General features: G+C 55.0%; 20 protein-coding genes. 7 read left to right on the top strand and 13 right to left on the bottom strand.

All coding sequences use genetic code 11. From position 1 onward, the window contains the following. Positions 1-26 precede the first annotated feature (26 nt). The gene (locus tag ACR0EO_RS06130) at positions 27-491 is read right to left on the bottom strand and encodes a putative molybdenum carrier protein (RefSeq protein WP_480687997.1); all 465 of its coding nucleotides are present in this window, start codon (positions 489-491) and stop codon (positions 27-29) included. A gap of 224 nt (positions 492-715) precedes the next feature. Here ACR0EO_RS06130 and ACR0EO_RS06125 point away from each other — a divergent pair, with 224 nt between their 5' ends. Genes ACR0EO_RS06125 through ACR0EO_RS06105 form a run of 5 tightly spaced genes read left to right on the top strand, consistent with a single transcriptional unit; the run spans position 716 to position 5,807 of the window. Beyond that, on the top strand, positions 716-1,678 hold the full coding sequence (locus ACR0EO_RS06125; protein ID WP_480687995.1) for a hypothetical protein: 963 nt from the start codon (positions 716-718) through the stop codon (positions 1,676-1,678). Beyond that, positions 1,675-2,550, top strand: a complete 876-nt coding sequence (locus tag ACR0EO_RS06120; protein ID WP_480687993.1) for a HesA/MoeB/ThiF family protein — start codon at positions 1,675-1,677, stop codon at positions 2,548-2,550. The genes ACR0EO_RS06125 and ACR0EO_RS06120 overlap by 4 nt, the downstream gene beginning before the upstream one ends. Then, positions 2,547-3,734, top strand: a complete 1,188-nt coding sequence (locus tag ACR0EO_RS06115; RefSeq protein ID WP_480687991.1) for a hypothetical protein — start codon at positions 2,547-2,549, stop codon at positions 3,732-3,734. Before ACR0EO_RS06120 ends, ACR0EO_RS06115 begins: the two co-directional genes overlap by 4 nt. Beyond that, positions 3,727-4,833 carry a hypothetical protein gene (locus ACR0EO_RS06110; RefSeq protein WP_480687989.1) on the top strand — a complete coding sequence of 369 codons (1,107 nt, stop codon included), beginning with the start codon at positions 3,727-3,729 and terminating at the stop codon, positions 4,831-4,833. The genes ACR0EO_RS06115 and ACR0EO_RS06110 overlap by 8 nt, the downstream gene beginning before the upstream one ends. After that, complete coding sequence (locus tag ACR0EO_RS06105) at positions 4,833-5,807, top strand: hypothetical protein (protein WP_480687987.1); 975 nt, start codon at positions 4,833-4,835, stop codon at positions 5,805-5,807. The genes ACR0EO_RS06110 and ACR0EO_RS06105 overlap by 1 nt, the downstream gene beginning before the upstream one ends. Here ACR0EO_RS06105 and ACR0EO_RS06100 read toward each other — a convergent pair. Together ACR0EO_RS06100 and ACR0EO_RS06095 are read right to left on the bottom strand one after the other, a co-directional pair. Further along, complete coding sequence (locus ACR0EO_RS06100; RefSeq protein WP_480687985.1) at positions 5,804-6,094, bottom strand: YiaA/YiaB family inner membrane protein; 291 nt, start codon at positions 6,092-6,094, stop codon at positions 5,804-5,806. The two genes, ACR0EO_RS06105 and ACR0EO_RS06100, sit on opposite strands and share 4 nt — an antisense overlap. Positions 6,095-6,135: 41 nt before the next feature. Beyond that, positions 6,136-6,837: a PspA/IM30 family protein gene (locus tag ACR0EO_RS06095; RefSeq protein ID WP_480687983.1), complete on the bottom strand. Its 702-nt coding sequence runs from the start codon at positions 6,835-6,837 to the stop codon at positions 6,136-6,138. Between the two features lie 112 nt (positions 6,838-6,949). Between ACR0EO_RS06095 and ACR0EO_RS06090 the strand changes: the two genes are divergently transcribed. Beyond that, on the top strand, positions 6,950-7,543 hold the full coding sequence (locus tag ACR0EO_RS06090; RefSeq protein WP_480687981.1) for a TetR/AcrR family transcriptional regulator: 594 nt from the start codon (positions 6,950-6,952) through the stop codon (positions 7,541-7,543). Between the two features lie 91 nt (positions 7,544-7,634). Here the strand turns inward: ACR0EO_RS06090 and ACR0EO_RS06085 are convergent, their stop codons facing one another. The 3 genes from ACR0EO_RS06085 to ACR0EO_RS06075 all read right to left on the bottom strand — a co-directional run bounded on the left by ACR0EO_RS06085 (position 7,635) and on the right by ACR0EO_RS06075 (position 9,006). Beyond that, on the bottom strand, positions 7,635-8,030 hold the full coding sequence (locus ACR0EO_RS06085) for a hypothetical protein (protein WP_480687979.1): 396 nt from the start codon (positions 8,028-8,030) through the stop codon (positions 7,635-7,637). 473 nt (positions 8,031-8,503) lie between these two features. Further along, the gene (locus ACR0EO_RS06080) at positions 8,504-8,827 is read right to left on the bottom strand and encodes a PfkB family carbohydrate kinase (RefSeq protein ID WP_480687977.1); all 324 of its coding nucleotides are present in this window, start codon (positions 8,825-8,827) and stop codon (positions 8,504-8,506) included. Next, the gene (locus ACR0EO_RS06075) at positions 8,824-9,006 is read right to left on the bottom strand and encodes a hypothetical protein (RefSeq protein WP_480687975.1); all 183 of its coding nucleotides are present in this window, start codon (positions 9,004-9,006) and stop codon (positions 8,824-8,826) included. Before ACR0EO_RS06075 ends, ACR0EO_RS06080 begins: the two co-directional genes overlap by 4 nt. A gap of 159 nt (positions 9,007-9,165) precedes the next feature. Here ACR0EO_RS06075 and ACR0EO_RS06070 point away from each other — a divergent pair, with 159 nt between their 5' ends. Beyond that, a complete protein-coding gene (locus tag ACR0EO_RS06070) occupies positions 9,166-10,569 on the top strand; it encodes an MATE family efflux transporter (RefSeq protein WP_480687973.1) in 1,404 nt (467 codons plus the stop codon). A gap of 4 nt (positions 10,570-10,573) precedes the next feature. Here ACR0EO_RS06070 and ACR0EO_RS06065 read toward each other — a convergent pair whose 3' ends face one another. The 7 genes from ACR0EO_RS06065 to ACR0EO_RS06035 all read right to left on the bottom strand — a co-directional run bounded on the left by ACR0EO_RS06065 (position 10,574) and on the right by ACR0EO_RS06035 (position 16,311). Next, positions 10,574-11,668 (bottom strand): M56 family metallopeptidase, encoded by a 1,095-nt coding sequence (locus tag ACR0EO_RS06065; protein WP_480687971.1) that lies wholly within the window; start codon positions 11,666-11,668, stop codon positions 10,574-10,576. Then, positions 11,655-12,050, bottom strand: a complete 396-nt coding sequence (locus ACR0EO_RS06060) for a BlaI/MecI/CopY family transcriptional regulator (protein WP_480687969.1) — start codon at positions 12,048-12,050, stop codon at positions 11,655-11,657. Before ACR0EO_RS06060 ends, ACR0EO_RS06065 begins: the two co-directional genes overlap by 14 nt. 66 nt (positions 12,051-12,116) lie before the next feature. After that, positions 12,117-12,386, bottom strand: a complete 270-nt coding sequence (locus ACR0EO_RS06055; RefSeq protein ID WP_480688247.1) for a DUF2160 domain-containing protein — start codon at positions 12,384-12,386, stop codon at positions 12,117-12,119. 143 nt (positions 12,387-12,529) lie between these two features. Continuing rightward, positions 12,530-13,327, bottom strand: a complete 798-nt coding sequence (locus tag ACR0EO_RS06050; RefSeq protein WP_008759087.1) for a carbohydrate ABC transporter permease — start codon at positions 13,325-13,327, stop codon at positions 12,530-12,532. Next, a complete protein-coding gene (locus ACR0EO_RS06045; protein WP_058280832.1) occupies positions 13,324-14,187 on the bottom strand; it encodes a carbohydrate ABC transporter permease in 864 nt (287 codons plus the stop codon). The genes ACR0EO_RS06050 and ACR0EO_RS06045 overlap by 4 nt, the downstream gene beginning before the upstream one ends. Beyond that, positions 14,184-15,260 carry an ABC transporter ATP-binding protein gene (locus ACR0EO_RS06040; RefSeq protein WP_480687967.1) on the bottom strand — a complete coding sequence of 359 codons (1,077 nt, stop codon included), beginning with the start codon at positions 15,258-15,260 and terminating at the stop codon, positions 14,184-14,186. The genes ACR0EO_RS06045 and ACR0EO_RS06040 overlap by 4 nt, the downstream gene beginning before the upstream one ends. A 1-nt stretch (position 15,261) precedes the next feature. Further along, on the bottom strand, positions 15,262-16,311 hold the full coding sequence (locus tag ACR0EO_RS06035) for an ABC transporter ATP-binding protein (RefSeq protein WP_480687965.1): 1,050 nt from the start codon (positions 16,309-16,311) through the stop codon (positions 15,262-15,264). Positions 16,312-16,341 lie beyond the last annotated feature (30 nt).

Below are 16,341 nucleotides of genomic sequence, written 5' to 3'. Positions count from 1 at the left end.
CTTGGGCAACCTGCAGGGCTGGGTGTTTAGCCCCTTAATAGGTGCAGATTGCTGTCAAGGATTTGACGTACCTGCTTGCCAATCGCCGGGGCCTCGGATTCCCTTGGGCCGGCAACGTTCAGAACAGCGCAAGATTGATCGATTAGCCATACCCGAACCTTTTCAGAGCATTTAGCAATGCCGTCTCTCAAGTCCACGACCAGATGCGGCTTTGCAGCAGCTTCCGCAAAAACGATTGTTTGCTGAGTGCCGGGGCTGGTCGATCCGTCGACGAAGATAAGCGTGGCATCGCTGTTCTCGGCGTTGCGCTTTGTCCTTTCGACTACGTCTTCGGCCTCTGTTTCTGTCAGGCCCTTGAAGCCGTCCGGTATTCGGCCTGCTTCGTTCGTTCGACCTTTCGGAACCCAGCCGCCATACGCAAGTCCATTTTCCCGTGCGAATTCCAACGCGGTAATGTCCACACCAGTCTGCCCGCCCGATACAATCTTCATATCCTCGCCCTTCGTTAACATAGGGAGCTTAGTTACAAGGCGCTCTTTCGGCAAATTGGGGGCCACCTTTCTGATTTCTGGGGGAATTCACGACTTGCCCCAGTCGGGCAAAAGGTAGTTCATGTCGAAAAGGCCCGGTATCCAGAAATGGCGCGGTCCAAACCACAGTTTTGTAAAAATAAGCCAATTATCTGGCATCAAGCAGTAACTTACAGGAACCAATAGTGTTAAGCGCCCTGATTAGTGCCGTTGCGCAGCGGTACATGGATATTCGGCTAAAGGCATCGGGCGGGTATGCCGTTCGTATTGTTGAGCGGCCGGGCCTGTGGATGCAGGAACAAGAGCTCGAAAAACTGGTCGCCGATCTGCGAAAGGTGGCTGGAAAAACTCTACCCGCTGGTGAGCTGACCTATGGTGTCTTCGCTGGCGATCGAGACAGGCTCAGGCAATCTGTCATAACTCTGGTCACACGCATCGATGATCAGACGCCGGTAGCTTTTAATGCTCTGGCCCTCATGGAGAATGATCTGGGACACCGCTCCGAAGAGGTGTTGCACCTTGGCTTGGTGATGGTTGACCCAAACTTGCGTAGCCAAGGACTCAGCTGGGTTTTGTATGGCCTGACCTGCGTTCTCATGCTGTTTCGGAATGGTATGCACCCGCTGTGGGTTTCGAATGTTACTCAAGTGCCTGCGGTCGTAGGGCTAGTGGGGCGTGGGTTCGCTCGTGTATTTCCGACACCGGATGGAACAGAACAGAACCGCCGCAGCCTTTTGCATCTTCTGCTTGCTCGCAACATCATGAGGCAGCACCGTCATGTGTTCGGTGTTGGGGAAGAAGCGGGGTTTGATGAAGAGCGCTTCGTCATTACCAACGCCTACACAGGTGGTTCAGACCATTTGAAGAAATCATTTGCCAGCGCAGCGAAGCATCGGGATCAAGCCGTCAACGACTTTTGCCGAGATCAGTTGGACTACGAAAGAGGCGACGATGTTCTGCAGCTAGGACAAATGGATGTGCCGACTGCATTATCCTATATCGGTCGCGAGGTTCCCCGGGGATCTTTTGCTGCTGTTGCTTTGGCAGTGGCGGCGGCCGTCCTCCAACGTCTTGCGATACCTCTTTGGCAGTGGACTGACACGCAAAGAGACTTTGGCATTTTACGGGCAAGGGAGCAAAACAAGTGACGGCTTTTGATTACGCTGATTTCACGAACCGTAATCTTGGTTTCGTTACTGAGGAAGAACAGAACACCCTGCGCGACGCCTGTGTTTTTGTCTGCGGAACCGGTGGGATGGGCGGCAGCGCCATTATGACTCTGATCCGGGCGGGAGTGGGGCGGATGATCCTCGCGGATCTTGACCGCTTTGAGGTCTCCAACCTCAACCGTCAGCTTTTTGCGACGTTGAAAACAGTTGACCATGATAAGGCTTTGGCCACGCGTGATCAGTGTTTGCAGATCAACCCGGATGCAGAGATCGAAGTGTTGGGTGCGGATTGGCCTGACCATGTGGAACGCTTGGTCGAAACCTCGGACGTTGTCATAAACGGCACCGATGACCTGGGGGCTAGTCTGCTGCTGTACCGAACCGCTCGGGCCAAGGGGCGTACTGTAATTGATGCATACGCTTCGCCATTGCCGTCAGTTTATGTGACCGCGCCCAGTGATCCCATGCCAGAAGAGCGTTTTAATTTCCCGACCCAAAAAACCGCTTGGAATGCGCTTACCAATGATATGCGCGACGCGGCAGCTGCGGCAGAGGCCGAATATGTTTTGACCCAGTCTTCGTCCAGGCATCATGTCGATTTGGCGTTGGCAGGCGAGGTGATCGCAGGTAAGCGCAGTCGTATGTCCTTTGCGCCAATGGTGATCATGGCTGGGACGCTTATGGGGGGCGAGGCGCTGAACTCAGTACTGTCTCGTCCACATGGCGCGGACCATCGCGGTTGGTTTCTCAACCCGCACAAAGGCAAGATTGAGCGTCCATTGCCCGGTCTTTTAGCGGCTGTGATGCGCCCATTGGTTCGTCGTCAAATGAACAGGTTGTTAGCGCGATGACGGTTGGGGCGAGCTTGCTGGCTGACTCTTGGGTTTCTTTGTGCGCCGCGCTGGGCGCGCTGGCTGTTTTGATACACTTGCAGGACCTGGTTCAAAGGCCTGAAATCGCCAGACGGTTTCGTTTCTGCCTATGGGTTCTGGTCGTCTTTATGCTAGCTAGGATTGGTCATTGGAGTGGGTGGGGCTGGCTTTTCTCATCTATTACAAATAGTTGTGCTGCAATGCTGCCTTTGGCTGCATTGCTACTGGCCGAGGGGTTGTTACGGCGCCATGCTCCGCCACCTTTAAAACAGATCTGCGCCTGGGGGGCGGTGGCATTCACGTTGCTGGGGCTTCTACAGTTCAGCAGTTTAGAATTCACGCGTTTGGTCGGGCTGTTGTTTTTCCAACTTGTTGGACTTGGTGGCGTAGCACTTTTTGTTTTGCGTCGAGACCAGGAAAGCCTTTCGTCAACTGAAAACAGGACCATCAAACGGATGAGCCTGTCCTTTTTGTTGATCCTCCCATTTCTGGCGACTGACTTTATGCGCATGTCAGTCGTGGACATGCCGGTCCGGCTGGGTGGTGTGGCGGTGTTGGTTCTGTGCTGGTTGTCGATCGGCCTGAATCGTCCCGGTTTCCGATCGTGGGAGACATTGCGGAGTTTCGGGATCGTCTTTGTTGTCACTGGTTTGCTGACACTGGTTCTCGCTGGCATCGTACCGATGGATCTCAGGTCGGGTGTACAGGTGATGGCTGTCATTGTGTCCACTCTTATCCTGTTGGTGATTTGGCGTGCTGCAGCCGCGTTGAGAGTTGAGGATCGACAGTTTGTTGCCTTGCGCGAGATCGCAGAGGCCACCGGGCAGGGGGCAGAGGCAAGCATGGCCTTGCTGCGCCGCGCCGCAGGTGCTCCGAATGCAGTTTTGGTCTCGGAGCCCGAGTTGTTCGACATGGACTTGGAGGCTTTGCGCGCGAAGCTCAGTGAAACACCAGTTCAACAGCTGGGTGTGTCGGCTGATGAGCAGATCAACTGGTTGTTTTCCCGGTTCGACGCAACTCATGCAGTGATGTTGTCCGTCAGGCCATTGCAAGTTGCTATGCTCAATAGCCCTGAGATCGCGGTGTTGGACGGCACCGGTGGTGGGCTTAGGGCGGTTCAGCGGATGGCTGGAATTGTTATGGCAGGGGCAAACCATGATTGAGGTTCGCGAACGGGACTTCGCGAGTTTCTTCGCAGCCCCTTTTTACGCCTATGGCCCAGACACGCCTTATGTCTCGCCCATGAAAGGGGATTTGAGGCGGTTTCTTTCGATCAGTAATCCACTATTTACTGACCGGTCTGACTTTACCTACTTCACCGCCTTTCGACGGGGGCATCCTGTGGGCCGGATTACGGCCCATCTGCATCGCGCTTCGAACGAATTACACAAAGAAGCTCGCGGGTGCTTTGGGTTTTTTGATTGCGCCGATGACCCCGACGCTGCAGCGGCCCTGTTAACCGCGGCTGAAAGCTGGACTCGTTCCAAAGGTATGGCGCGACTGGTGGGTAACTTTAACCTGACTGCAATGCAGCAGGCGGGCGTTATGACCGGAGGGTTTGACCACACCCCTTTCACGGATCAAGTCTGGGGTGCGCCTCATTTGCCCGGGTTGTTAGAGGCAAACGGGTATTCGCGTCATTTTCCGATGAAAACATTCGAACGCCGCCTTGATACCACTCGGGCTTCACAGATTTTGCCTGACGGCCAACGTGCGCATCTTTTAGAGCAAGGGTTCTCTTTCGCACCTGTGTCGCGTTCGACCATAGAAGAAAGGCTCGAGGACGCTCGGGCTATTCTTAATCGCAGCTTCAAAGACAACCCGATGTTCGTACCGGTTACGGCGGAAGAGTTTAGTTTTCAGGCTAAGGATATGAAATGGGTCATGGATTCCCGAATTTCCAAGGTTGTGCATTATGAGGGAAGACCAGCCGGAGCGGTGATTGCCATACCAGACCTTAACCCGTTATTGCGGCGCCTACAGTCGCGTGTGCGACTTTCGCTGCCTTGGCATTATCTCAGGTACAAAGCCCGTCGAAACCGTGCGGTCGTGATCTTCCAAGGTGTCATGCCCGAGTTTCAAGGAAGGTCTGTGAATCCGCTTATGCTGAGTGAGATGACGCGAGACATGATCGCCGCAGGGTACAAAACCGTCGGAGGAACATGGATAGCAGATGAGAACCACGCCAGTTTGAGACAAGCAGAAAAAGCGGGGGCGAGCCCTCTGCATCAATTGCATCTGTTTTCAAAGGAACTGACCTGATGAACTCCAAAGAATTCGAAGATGTAGTTGCAAAGGCGATGCTTGCGCCCTCGGCTCACAACACCCAACCCGCGCGGTGGGCGTTGGAAAACGGGGTGATCCAAGTATTCGCCGACCTATCGCGGCGCTTACCTGTCGGCGATCCAAATGATCGTGATCTTGAGGTTTCTTGTGGTGCCGCTGTCGAAGCGACGGTTCTGGCACTTGCCTCCAAGGGGGGCGGTGCGTCGGTGACTCTTGCTGAACGCGCGGAAAGTAACGGCCTGCGGCTAATAGCAACAGTTGAGCCCAAGGGCGTTGCGAACCCGGAAGATGCAGCATTGGCCTCCCAGATCGACAAACGACTGACGCATCGCTTGGGCTTCGCGCCGACAATCAATACAGCATTTGAGAACTGGGCCGCGGACCACATGGTCTTGGTGACTGATCGGGGTCAGGTCGACTGGCTTGCAGCTCAGATCGACATCGCTTCGGCCAATGTGATGCGATCGAAACCTTTTCGGTCAGAACTGCTAACTTGGATGCGTTTGCGAAAAACCGATCCGAATTATCACGCGGATGGATTGAATCGGAACGTCCTGGCGATGGGGGCGGCGACTGCGGCGATAACTCCAGCGGTTCTGGGAACTGGTGTATACGACTTGCTTTTCAAGTTGGGCCTTGGCCCGACCTTGTCCGGCGAGGCCGCCAGGACGAGCGAGGCAGGCGCAATAGTGTTGTTTCACTGGGCCGAAAATGGATCAAACGTGAAAGCTGGGCGGGCGTTTTATCGAACATGGTTGCAAGCTACCAGCCGAGGGCTTGTCGGCTGGCCCGCAGCGGCGCTGGCGGATGACCTCGCGACGCGACAGGCTGTTTCAGAACGGTTTGCGCTGCCTCAGGGTAGGGTGCTTTTCAACGCATTGCGGCTGGGAGTGGCAAGCGGAGCCACTCCCAACCGCGCACGCTTGTCTTTGCGCGATGTGATCGTTTAAGCGGCGATATTGTCGCCGACCTCCTTCAGCAGTTTTTCGGTTTTCGCTTCCTCAATTCGATTGTGCAAACGTTGGGATTCTTCGCGGTCACGCAGGGTTTTGGTGATCGATACGGTGGTGTGAACCAGCATAAGAGCTGACATAGAGTAGAAGCCTTTTGCCGCAAAGCTGGCTTCTAGAAAATAGATGCCGCCTGCCATCATCGCCGCAGCGACAATGAATGATGCGATGGTGAACACGTTCCATGCGTTGGACTGCGGCAGGTTCATTGTTTCTTCATTATTCATTTTCGTATCCCTTCTGTTTCAGTAGTTTGTGTTGAGTTTGTTCAGCTCGATTTTGACTTGCCGTTTTTGTGCGCTTTCTTTTTCAGGCGCTCGAGAACTTCGTCGGTGCTGGATCGCAAGGGTTTGCCGCAGCCTGCTTCGGCCAGCCGGTCACGGACAGTCTCAGCTGAGCCAGAGGCTTCTAATGCGGTCATGGCACGGGCTGTCGCGTCCATTTCGCTTTGGCGTTCTTGTAGACGGTGCAAGGTGTCCTCAGCCTCGCGCAGGGTAGACAGGCCACTGTCAGGTGCCACTTGTTGCAGGCGTTGTGTCTTGTCCGTTGCAGTGGCCAGTCTTTGGCCGCGCTGAAGTTGGCGTAAACGGGTTTCGGCTTCACGCAGTACGGTCCGCAGTCGAGCAATTTCGGTGTCGAAACGGGCTTGGGCCTGAGTGGACACGTCTCGTTCGGCCTCCAGGTGGGCGATGGTATCGGCAGCGTCACGCGCCAGCGCTTCGCGGTTCTGTTGCAGGGCTTCCAGAGTACGCGTTTCAAGGTCAGCGATCTGCTGGGTCAGCCGATCGTGTTGTTTTTTCTCTTGTTCATTCTGCGCCATCGCTACAGCGACGGCCTTGCGGGACATTTGCACGGCATGGGCGCAGTCGCGGATCTGCTGGCGCAAAATGGGTAGCGCGTGGCGATCAGTCACCGCCGTTGCGGCCTCATGGGCACGGCCTCTTAACAAAGTGGCAAACTGTTTGAACATCCTTGGCTCCTCATTTATGAACATTGTTCATGAAATGACCATGCGATGATTCTGAACGTCGTTCAACAATAAAATTGAACAATGTTCACAAAATGAGGGGCTGGGGATATAAGTGGCTAAAACAAAAAGAGAAATTCTGAAGGAAAATCTTCTGAATGCGGCAGAGCAGAGGGTTAAATCTGAAGGTTTATCTGCGTTGCGCGCACGAGACGTTACTAAAGATGCCGGTTGCGCCCTCGGCAGTCTTTATAATGCGTATGAAGATCTGGACCTTTTGATTCTGGCTGTAAACTCCAGAACTCTTGCCCGTTTGCATACCGCTTTGCAGGAGGCATCTGCGTCGAAGACTGCGCCAGAGGAAAAGCTAATGGCGCTAGCTCTGGCGTATTTAGATTTCGGTACAGAAAACCCGAACTTGTGGGCGGCTTTGTTTGATCATCGAATGCCGCCCGGGGTGCCTGTTCCAGAATGGCATTTGGAAGAGCACGCGCAGTTGATTGCTGAAGTCATGGAACCGCTTTCTGAAATCAGCGCCGGTTTGAACGAAGAAGCACTGGCTTTGCGAGCGCGAACCGTTTTCTCGGCGGTTCATGGGATCGTAAAATTGTCACTTGAGGGCAGGTTTGTGGCTCTGGAAGCGGATGCACTTAGAGCCGAGTTGTCTGACTTTGTACTTCAGTTTCTTCGTGGGTATCAGGCCGCATAGCTGGATAATCGGGAAGATCGGCTGAGGTCGTGGCAACCATCCTTCGTACAGTGGGTGATCGGATGCGATTGGCAGAGTGACGCTCTGCCCGCTACGGGCGGCATGGTAGATAGCGGTGACCAGGGCGACAGAAGCTTCGCCATCCGCCAAAGTAACCGCGGTGTTGGGAGCGGAGGCCAGCGCTTTGCCAACTTCGGTGAAAAAGCCCTTGGAACCCATTGGGTTCAGAAGGCGACTTTTCCAAAGCAGCATCAACGGCCGCCTGACGTGTCGGATCCAGGGCAACAAATGTCCATTTGATGGTGCCCGGGGCATAGGGTTCGACACTGGATGTGGCCGTGAGATGTTCGAACACTATACGTATTCGGGTTTCATCCCGTGCAGCGCCGAGTGTTATACTGCTGGTACACAGCGCCCCGGACTTCATGGTAAAGGCTATCGACGCGCAGTCTTCGGTTTCGATAGGGTTCACCCTTGTTGTTTTCATCGCTGAAACAGCGGCGATTGGCCCGGCAATATGCGTTAGAAGATCGTGATTGTGGATTGCGTGTCACAGAACAGCTCCACCGCGCTCACCCTGCCAAGTCCCTCGCCCAGGTATCGCGTAGTACTCAGTTCCATGCGACAAATGTGTCTCAAGCAAAGCTATCTGAACCTCTCCGGTCAAACCTGCGGACTGCAAGTGGCGTAGCTGAGAAAACGAGGGAATCCATCTGTATTTGAAAACTGGAAAGACCTGCCTGTTCGCCTGTTTGGCGGCATTCTTGATACGCTCAACATCTGCTATCGAACTGGCGAGGGGCTTTTCGCCCCGCGTTTGAGTGCCCCGGTCCCAGTGTGGTTGGCAAAACGGCGGATGACCTCTTCTTCAGTTTCTTCGAACAACTCAATCTCATCATCCATTGAAGGTACGGCAATATTCGTCCGTTGCCCTAAACGGCTGTTCACTTGGCGGGCATGTTAAATGCTGTCCCAAATCTTGGGCCGAAAATTGCTGTCATAGATCAGTTTGATGCTGTTAGATTTCAGCCATTCGATCAGTGCAAGCCGGACGTTGTGTGGAAGGATCGCGTCCGCAATTCCAGATAAGTAAAGCGCGTCATATCGCGCTAATATGCTGAAGTTACAGTCCGCGAATAGGCGCCTCGCGGCTGACTCGCTGCGCCAATAAGTAAAGCTGCGCTCTCCTTCTGGGGTTGTCGAAATAGGATAAAGACCAGGAGATTTGCCCGGGAGAGTTTGAATTGAGGACGCACCGATACCACTCCCTTGATGAACTCTCATATCCGTTGAGACATCGGGTCGTCACCAAGGCAGGTCACATAATCGATGTTCAACTCGGGGGCCGTGCGCCGAGCGTAAATAGCCGTGTTCAGTGTATCACCTGCCACGCCGACCCGAGCGTCTGAGCCGATGGCAGACAATTCAATCATTGCTTCTCCGATGCAGGCAATACGCACCATTTTTAATCCTTGGTTCCATGGACCCCGGTGTAGCTAATCAGGATTGCGTTTTAATTTGAAACGGAAATCCGGGAATGCCGGAAAGAACTCCGGATTTGTTGTTGCGGCGGTTGCCCAATCACGGGCAGTTTGTTGGCTAGGGAAAAGGCTAAGAGCATCATGGCAACACAATCCGAAGCTAAAGCGGTCTTTCTAACAGGCAGTTTGATGCGTCATGTCACTCGCATGTCGTTGACAACAAGTATCGGCTTGATGGCCATTTTCGCCGTTGATTTCGTCGACATGATTTTCATTTCGATGCTTGGCAATGACGCTCTGGCAGCGGCAGTCGGGTATGCAGGAACGCTGCTGTTTTTCACCAACTCGATTAATGTAGGCTTGTCGATCGCGGCAGGCGCATTGGTGGCTCGAGAGCTTGGCGCTGGGCGGCCCGAACAAGCGCGGCGGTTCGGAACCAGCGTCGCAATTCTGGGCATACTCATCGGCTTGGCTGTTTCCGCTATTACCTTGTTTAATATATCGTTCTTCTTGTCCTTGTTGGGAGCGGAGGGTGAGGTTCTGCACCTCGCGTCCAGATACGTTTCCATTATTTTGCCGACCATGTGGGTTATGGCGGTTGCGATGACCGGTATGGCTGTGCTGCGTGCGCACGGCGATGCAAGACGCTCAATGCAAGCTACGATTTACGGCGGGGTTGCGAATGCCGTATTGGATCCCATTTTGATTTTCGCTGTTGGGCTTGGATTGGATGGCGCAGCTATCGCATCAGTAATTGCACGTATCTGTATTCTTGTTGCTGCGGTCAGGCCGGCAGTGCGCGTACATCGTGGATTTGCTCGTCCATCGCTCGGGCAGGTTGCGTCAGACTTTGGTCCGGTTCGAGCGATCGCTATTCCCGCCGTTCTGACTAACGTCGCAACGCCGATCGGAAATGCAATCGTCATTCGGGAAATCGCCCAATTCGGAACTGATGCCGTGGCTGGCATGGCTGTCATCGGACGGTTAATACCTGTTGCCTTTTCAGTCGTCTTTGCGTTGTCAGGGGCTATCGGGCCAATAGTCGGACAAAACTTCGGCGCAGGACAATACGATCGTGTCAAAGAGGCCTTCATCGCAGGGGTCAAGTTCACCGCTGTTTATGTTTGCCTGATGGCAGCCACGCTGTTCCTACTGCGCGCACCGATCGCGGACTTGTTTCAGGCACAGGGCGAGACAAGAGCTTTGATCTACTTATTCTGTGGGCCTTTGGCCCTCGCGTCTTTCTTCAATGGTGTGATCTTTGTTGCGAACGCCAGTTTCAACAACCTAGGTCACCCGGTTTATTCAACTTGGGTCAACTGGGGGCGCCATACACTGGGGACATGGCCCTTTGCCGTCGCAGGGGCGTACATTGCAGGCGCACCAGGAGTTCTGTTGGGGCAAGCGTTAGGAGGCGTCATTTTCGCCGTAATATGTTGGTTTTTGGTCCGTCGTGTTGTTTCAAATCTGACGGCACCACAACCGGTCGATCCTTTTGCAGGGCAGAACCGGTTGCAGGCATTGTTCGGAAGACGCGGTTGGTAGTCGGTCAGTTCCCCTGATTCCGTGCTTCCAACCTTTCCAGATTGACCACGGTTGAGAGCATTAGACGATCATGACTCCAATCCTCGGTCTGCTGGACCGAGGCAGCACCGAGGCCTAGAACTACCGCGAACATGACGGTGAGGCCCAAGAACATGAAGGGTGTCGTCTGGTCTGACGGGGCATCGGCCAGGGCAATTACCCGTTGGCGCAAAACACGCTTGGCTTTGCCACCAGTGACCAGAGCCACGTTCAGAACTTTTGGGCTTCCGCGAACAACCGTGCGGGTACAGTAATCCAGCAGGCAACTTGTGTAATCTCGCGCATCTATTCCTTTGCGCGCGACCACGGATTGGTCACAGGCCAGTTCTCTTAGGCGGTCGAACTGGTACTTTAGGACCACATAGGCGGGGTTCCAGAACAACAGCGGACGCAAGAGTTCGAAGCCCAGCTCCCATTCAACGTCTCCGGCGCGAACGTGCTGAAGCTCATGGGCCAGCGCGAACCGGAGCTCTCGGGGTGTGTCCAGTAAGTGGCTGGGCAGTACGACATGACGTCGGCGTAAACCGCGAACGGCAAAAGGTACGGCAATTCGGTCGGACAAGCGGATGTCCACTTTGGCCGAGTGGCGCCACAAAAAGCTGGTGTTCACTGTCTCACGGATTGCCAGCCCGTCACGGATTACACGTAGGGCATAGACCAAAGCAGCCAGTGCCATCAGGACAAGGATCGCGGAGACCACAGGGTGCTCACCGCCGGCTAAAACATCCACCCAACGCTGGCGGGTGTTCAGAAGCGCTTCGAATTGGGTCGCAGGCATAGCGATGTCGCCGCGCAGATAGGCAGCTACGGCAATATCTCCGATCGCCAAGGTGCCCTTGGCCGACGTATGCGTAGCGAGCGCAGAAACGCCCAGGGCCAGTAGTGGGCTGAGGACCACGCAAAGGCAAAGCGCCTTAAGCGTACGCAACTGCGCCACAAATCCGTGGCTTAGTGATGTTCGGGATAAGACCCCTCGTGCCACCAGCCAGACAATCGCAGCCAGGCCAAGGACGAGATTCCATTCCAGATATGCTTCGAGAACCGGTTTAACCGCTGTCATTATGCAGTCTCCTCTCTACCAGTGCTCGAATTTCCTCCAGATCGGCTTCGCTAAGGCCTGCATCGTCGACCAAACGTGCAACCAGCGTGGCAGGCGTGTCGTCGAACAGTGTCCGCGACAGGTTCTGCAGCGACCGCGCTTGATACCTGTCCTTTTCCAGAAGAGGCGTATAAATCAGCGTTTTCCCGTCCTTGTGGCTTTCGACAAACCCTTTGTCGTCAAGAATCCGCAGGATGGTTGCACCGGAGGTGTAAGCCAGATTGCGCTCTGGAGGCAGGCGATCAAGCACGTCACGGACCGAGCCCTGACCAAGCGCCCAAAGTTCATTCATGAACTCAAGTTCTACTTCGGTCAGAAGGTTTGTTGTCTTTTTCTTTCGCATCGGTCTTTCGTGTCGCATTATTTAGTATGCCTGACAGACAAGCATCCTTTCGCTGTTTCGCAAAGCTTAAACTTTCCAGAAGACAAAGACGCCCCAGCCGATGGACAGGAAAAGTGGTGTCCAAACGGGCTGCCCCACCAATCCAAGCCAGGCCAGGAAGATATATGCAGAACCCAATAGGGTGATGAACAGCCGGTCGCCCAACGTGGTGGTCAGCCCGAGCACGCCTTTTCGCTCGATCCCGTCGCGGTATTTGAAACCTTCCAGAACACCTATCAGTGCGATCGCAGAGAAGATGCCGACAAACACAGCCAGCGTTGCCGGGGTCCAGGCCATCCAGAAATCTGGCCAAAGGGGATCGGTCCATGAGAACCCTTTTTCCTCCTGTTGGCCGACACTGCCCCAACCAGCCTGTGCCTGAGCAAAGGCCGCAGAAGGCATGAAGGGGAGGGTGAGAAGTAGTTTACGCATATCGAACCTCACACACGTCCCATCGCGAAACCACGCGCGATGTAGTTGCGGACAAACCAGATGACGATGGCGCCTGGGATGATGGTTAGAGTTCCGGCGGCAGCCAGCAAGCCCAACTCGTACCCGGCGCTGGATGCAGTGCGGGTCATTACGGCGGCGATGGGTTTCGCTTCGACAGCCGTGAGCGTCTTGGCCAACAGCATTTCCACCCATGAGAACATGAAGCAGAAGAACGCCGCCACGCCGACACCCGCTTTGATGTTAGGCAGGAAGATCGTCACGAAGAAGCGCGGGAACGAGTAGCCATCGACATAAGCGGTTTCGTCCAGTTCTTTCGGAATACCGCGCATGAAGCCTTCCAAGATCCACACTGCCAGCGGCACGTTGAACAGCGTATGCGCCAGAGCAACAGCCAGATGCGTGTCGAACAGACCGATCGACGAATAGAGCTGGAAGAAGGGCAGTGCGAACACTGCGGCAGGGGCCATACGGTTCGTAAGCAGCCAGAAAAACAGCTGCTTGTCTCCAAGGAATCTGTAGCGCGAGAACGCATAGGCCGCAGGCAGCGCTACACAGACCGAAAGCACTGTATTGATCGTCACGTAGATGATCGAGTTGATATAGCCCCAATACCAGGTTGGGTCGGTGAAGATGGTGATATAGTTCTCCAGCGTAAAGGTCTGGGGAAATAGGGAAAAGCCCGACAGGATCTCGTTCGTAGTCTTGAAGGACATCGCCACCAGCCAATAGATCGGCAGCATCAAGAACGCGATATAGAGGATCGGGATGAGGGACCGCTTCTTCATTGCGCGTCATCCTTTGTCATCAGAGTGTAGAAGACCCAGCTAACCAGCAGCGTGATAGCGAAATAGATCAGGCTCATCGCGGCTGCAGGGCCAAGGTCGAACTGTCCCAGAGCGATCTTCACAAGGTCGATCGACAACAAGGTGGTTGAGTTGCCGGGGCCACCACCGGTCAGAACGAAGGGCTCGGTGTAGATGTTAAAACTGTCCATGAAACGCAACAGAACGGCGATGGTCAGAACTGTCTTCATCTTAGGCAGCTGGATATAGCGGAACACCGACCACGGGCTGGCGCCGTCGATCTTTGCGGCCTGATAGTAGGCATCCGGGATCGATACGAGACCCGCGTAGCACAACAGCACGACCAGTGAAGTCCAGTGCCAGACATCCATGACGATGACTGTGATCCAAGCCGAGATCGGCTGTTGCGTCATGTCATAGTTGATGCCCAGAACATCATTCAGAAAGTACCCGAGCAGGCCGATCTTAGGCAGGGTGAAGATGTTCCACATCGAGCCGACCACGTTCCACGGGATGAGCATCGGCAGGGCCATCAGCACCAGACATACCGGCACCCAGAATCCTTTGCGCGGCATCGACAGGGCCACGATAATTCCTAGCGGAACTTCGATCAGCAAGATCAAGAAAGTAAAAAGAAATTGTCGGCCCAAAGCAGCCTGGAAACGGTCGGATCTGAGGATTTGTTCGAACCAACCTAACCCTTCCCAGAAGAACTGGTTGTTGCCAAAGGTTTCCTGCACCGAGTAGTTGACCACCGTCATCATGGGCACCAGCGCGTTGAACGCGACCAGTGCTAGAACCGGCAGGACAAAGAACCATGCCTTTTGGTTTTCTGTTCTCATTGCGCCCGCTCCTCGGTTGCGATCCAGCCGTCGCGGTAGACGCGGGATTGTTCAGGTTTGAATTGCAGGAAAACCTGCGAGCCCGGTTCAGGCACGCTGTGCTCAGTCACGGCCTTGAGGGCAGTGTTGCCGACTATCGCGCTAACAACGTAGTGGCGGCCAATGTCAGAAACCTTTGTCACGTGCGCCGGGATACCGTTGTCGCCAAAGCTCACATATTCAGGCCGGATACCCAGATCAGTTCGGCCTCCGTCGCCATGGGTTGGGCCTTCCAGCATCACTTCATGGCCTTCGAACACTGCTCGGTCGCCTTTGGCTTCACACGGCAGGACATTCATGCCGGGTGATCCGATGAAGTGGCCTACAAACGTATGCTGAGGGCGCTCGAACAGTTCGACCGGGGTGCCGATCTGAACCACTTCGCCTTCCTGCATCACCACAACCTCATCAGCAAAGGTCAACGCCTCGGTCTGGTCGTGGGTCACGTAGATCATTGTGGCTTTGACGCGCTGGTGTAGTTCTTTGAGTTTAGAGCGCAGCTTCCATTTCAGATGGGGATCGATCACAGTCAGCGGCTCATCAAACATCACCGCGTTAACGTCGTCGCGTACAAGGCCGCGGCCCATCGAAATCTTTTGCTTGTTATCCGGGCTGAGGCCGCTTGCTCGGGTATTCAGCATTTCCGTAACGTCCAGCATCTCGGCAATCTCATCGACGCGCCGCTTGATCGTTGTCGGGTCAACACCCCGGTTCTTTAGGGGAAAGGCCAAATTCTCGCCCACGGTCATGGTGTCGTAGATAACAGGGAACTGGAACACCTGCGCGATGTTGCGCTGATCGGGGGGCAGGGCGGTCACGTCCTTGCCGTCGAAAAGGATTTGCCCTTCTGACGGCGTCAAGAGACCCGAGATGATGTTCAGCAGAGTTGACTTGCCGCAGCCGGACGGCCCCAACAGTGCGTAAGCTCCGCCATCGCGCCAAGTCACGTCGATTTCTTTCAGCGCATAGTCCTCGGGGCCTTTTGGCGTCGGCATATAGCTGTGTCGCAAGTTTGAAAGTTTGATCTGTGCCATGTCAGGCCACCCTTTTGCCGTCTTGGCCGAAATACCGGCAATGGGCCGGGTTCATGTAGAAACTGTGGTCTTCGCCAACCTGATACGGATGCACACCCGCGGCGAGCGACACCCAGGCATCGTCTCCGTGTTGGAAATGCGCGCTGGAATCCGAGCCGGAGAGTTCGGTCACAATCACCCGGCCAGTCAGCTCGACGTCTGCATCAGAGGTCCGAAACGGAGTTACCCGGTGCGGGCGCACAGCCACCATGTACTCGCCATCCGTCATATCGGTAACAGGCCAGCCGCCTCCGCCTGCCAATTGAGCCTGAGCGCCTGATACGGTGATATGGGCCACATTGATTGGCGGATCCGAGAACACGCGCGCGGCGGCGATGTTTTCAGGGTTGCGGTAGATGTCGGCTGTTGGTCCGAATTGGGTTACGCGGCCATCCTCCATCAAGGCAGTGTACCCGCCCAGCAAGAGGGCCTCTTCGGGCTCTGAAGTCGCATAGACTACAACAGCTCCACGTCCTGCGAACAAGTCAGGCAGTTGCTCACGCAACTCTTCGCGCAGCTTGTAATCAAGGTTGGCCAGCGGTTCATCTAGGAACACAGCGCGGCTTTCCTTTGCGATGGCACGCGCCAGCGCGGTTCGTTGTTGTTGTCCACCCGACAGCTCATGCGGGCGGCGGTGCAGCATGGGGCGTAGTTGCAGCAGGTCAGCGGCCTCTTCAACACGGCCTTCGATCTCGGACTTTGCCATTCCTGCAACGCGCAGGGGCGAGGCGATGTTGTCAAAAACAGTCATATGCGGGTAGTTCACGAAGAACTGGTGGACCAAGCTGATCTGTCGCTTTTGCGTGTTCAACCGAGTTACATCCTGCCCGTCCATCAAGACCTTACCCGAGGCGATCGGGTCCAGCCCGGCCATCATCTTGATCAGAGAGGTCTTGCCCGATCCCGTCGCTCCCAACAGCACATTGAAATGGCCGGTTTGCAGCGTCAGGTTCGTGGGCTTGATATGTATAACGTTGCCAACCCGTTTGGTGGCATCTTGAAGTTCGATCATGTCCGTGGGTTCCGGTCCTGCAGTGCATCG

It is taken from the genome of Ruegeria sp. BE9 (genome assembly GCF_056538765.1).
Note: the sequence above shows the minus strand (reverse complement) of the source record. Positions and strands in the feature narration are given on the sequence as shown.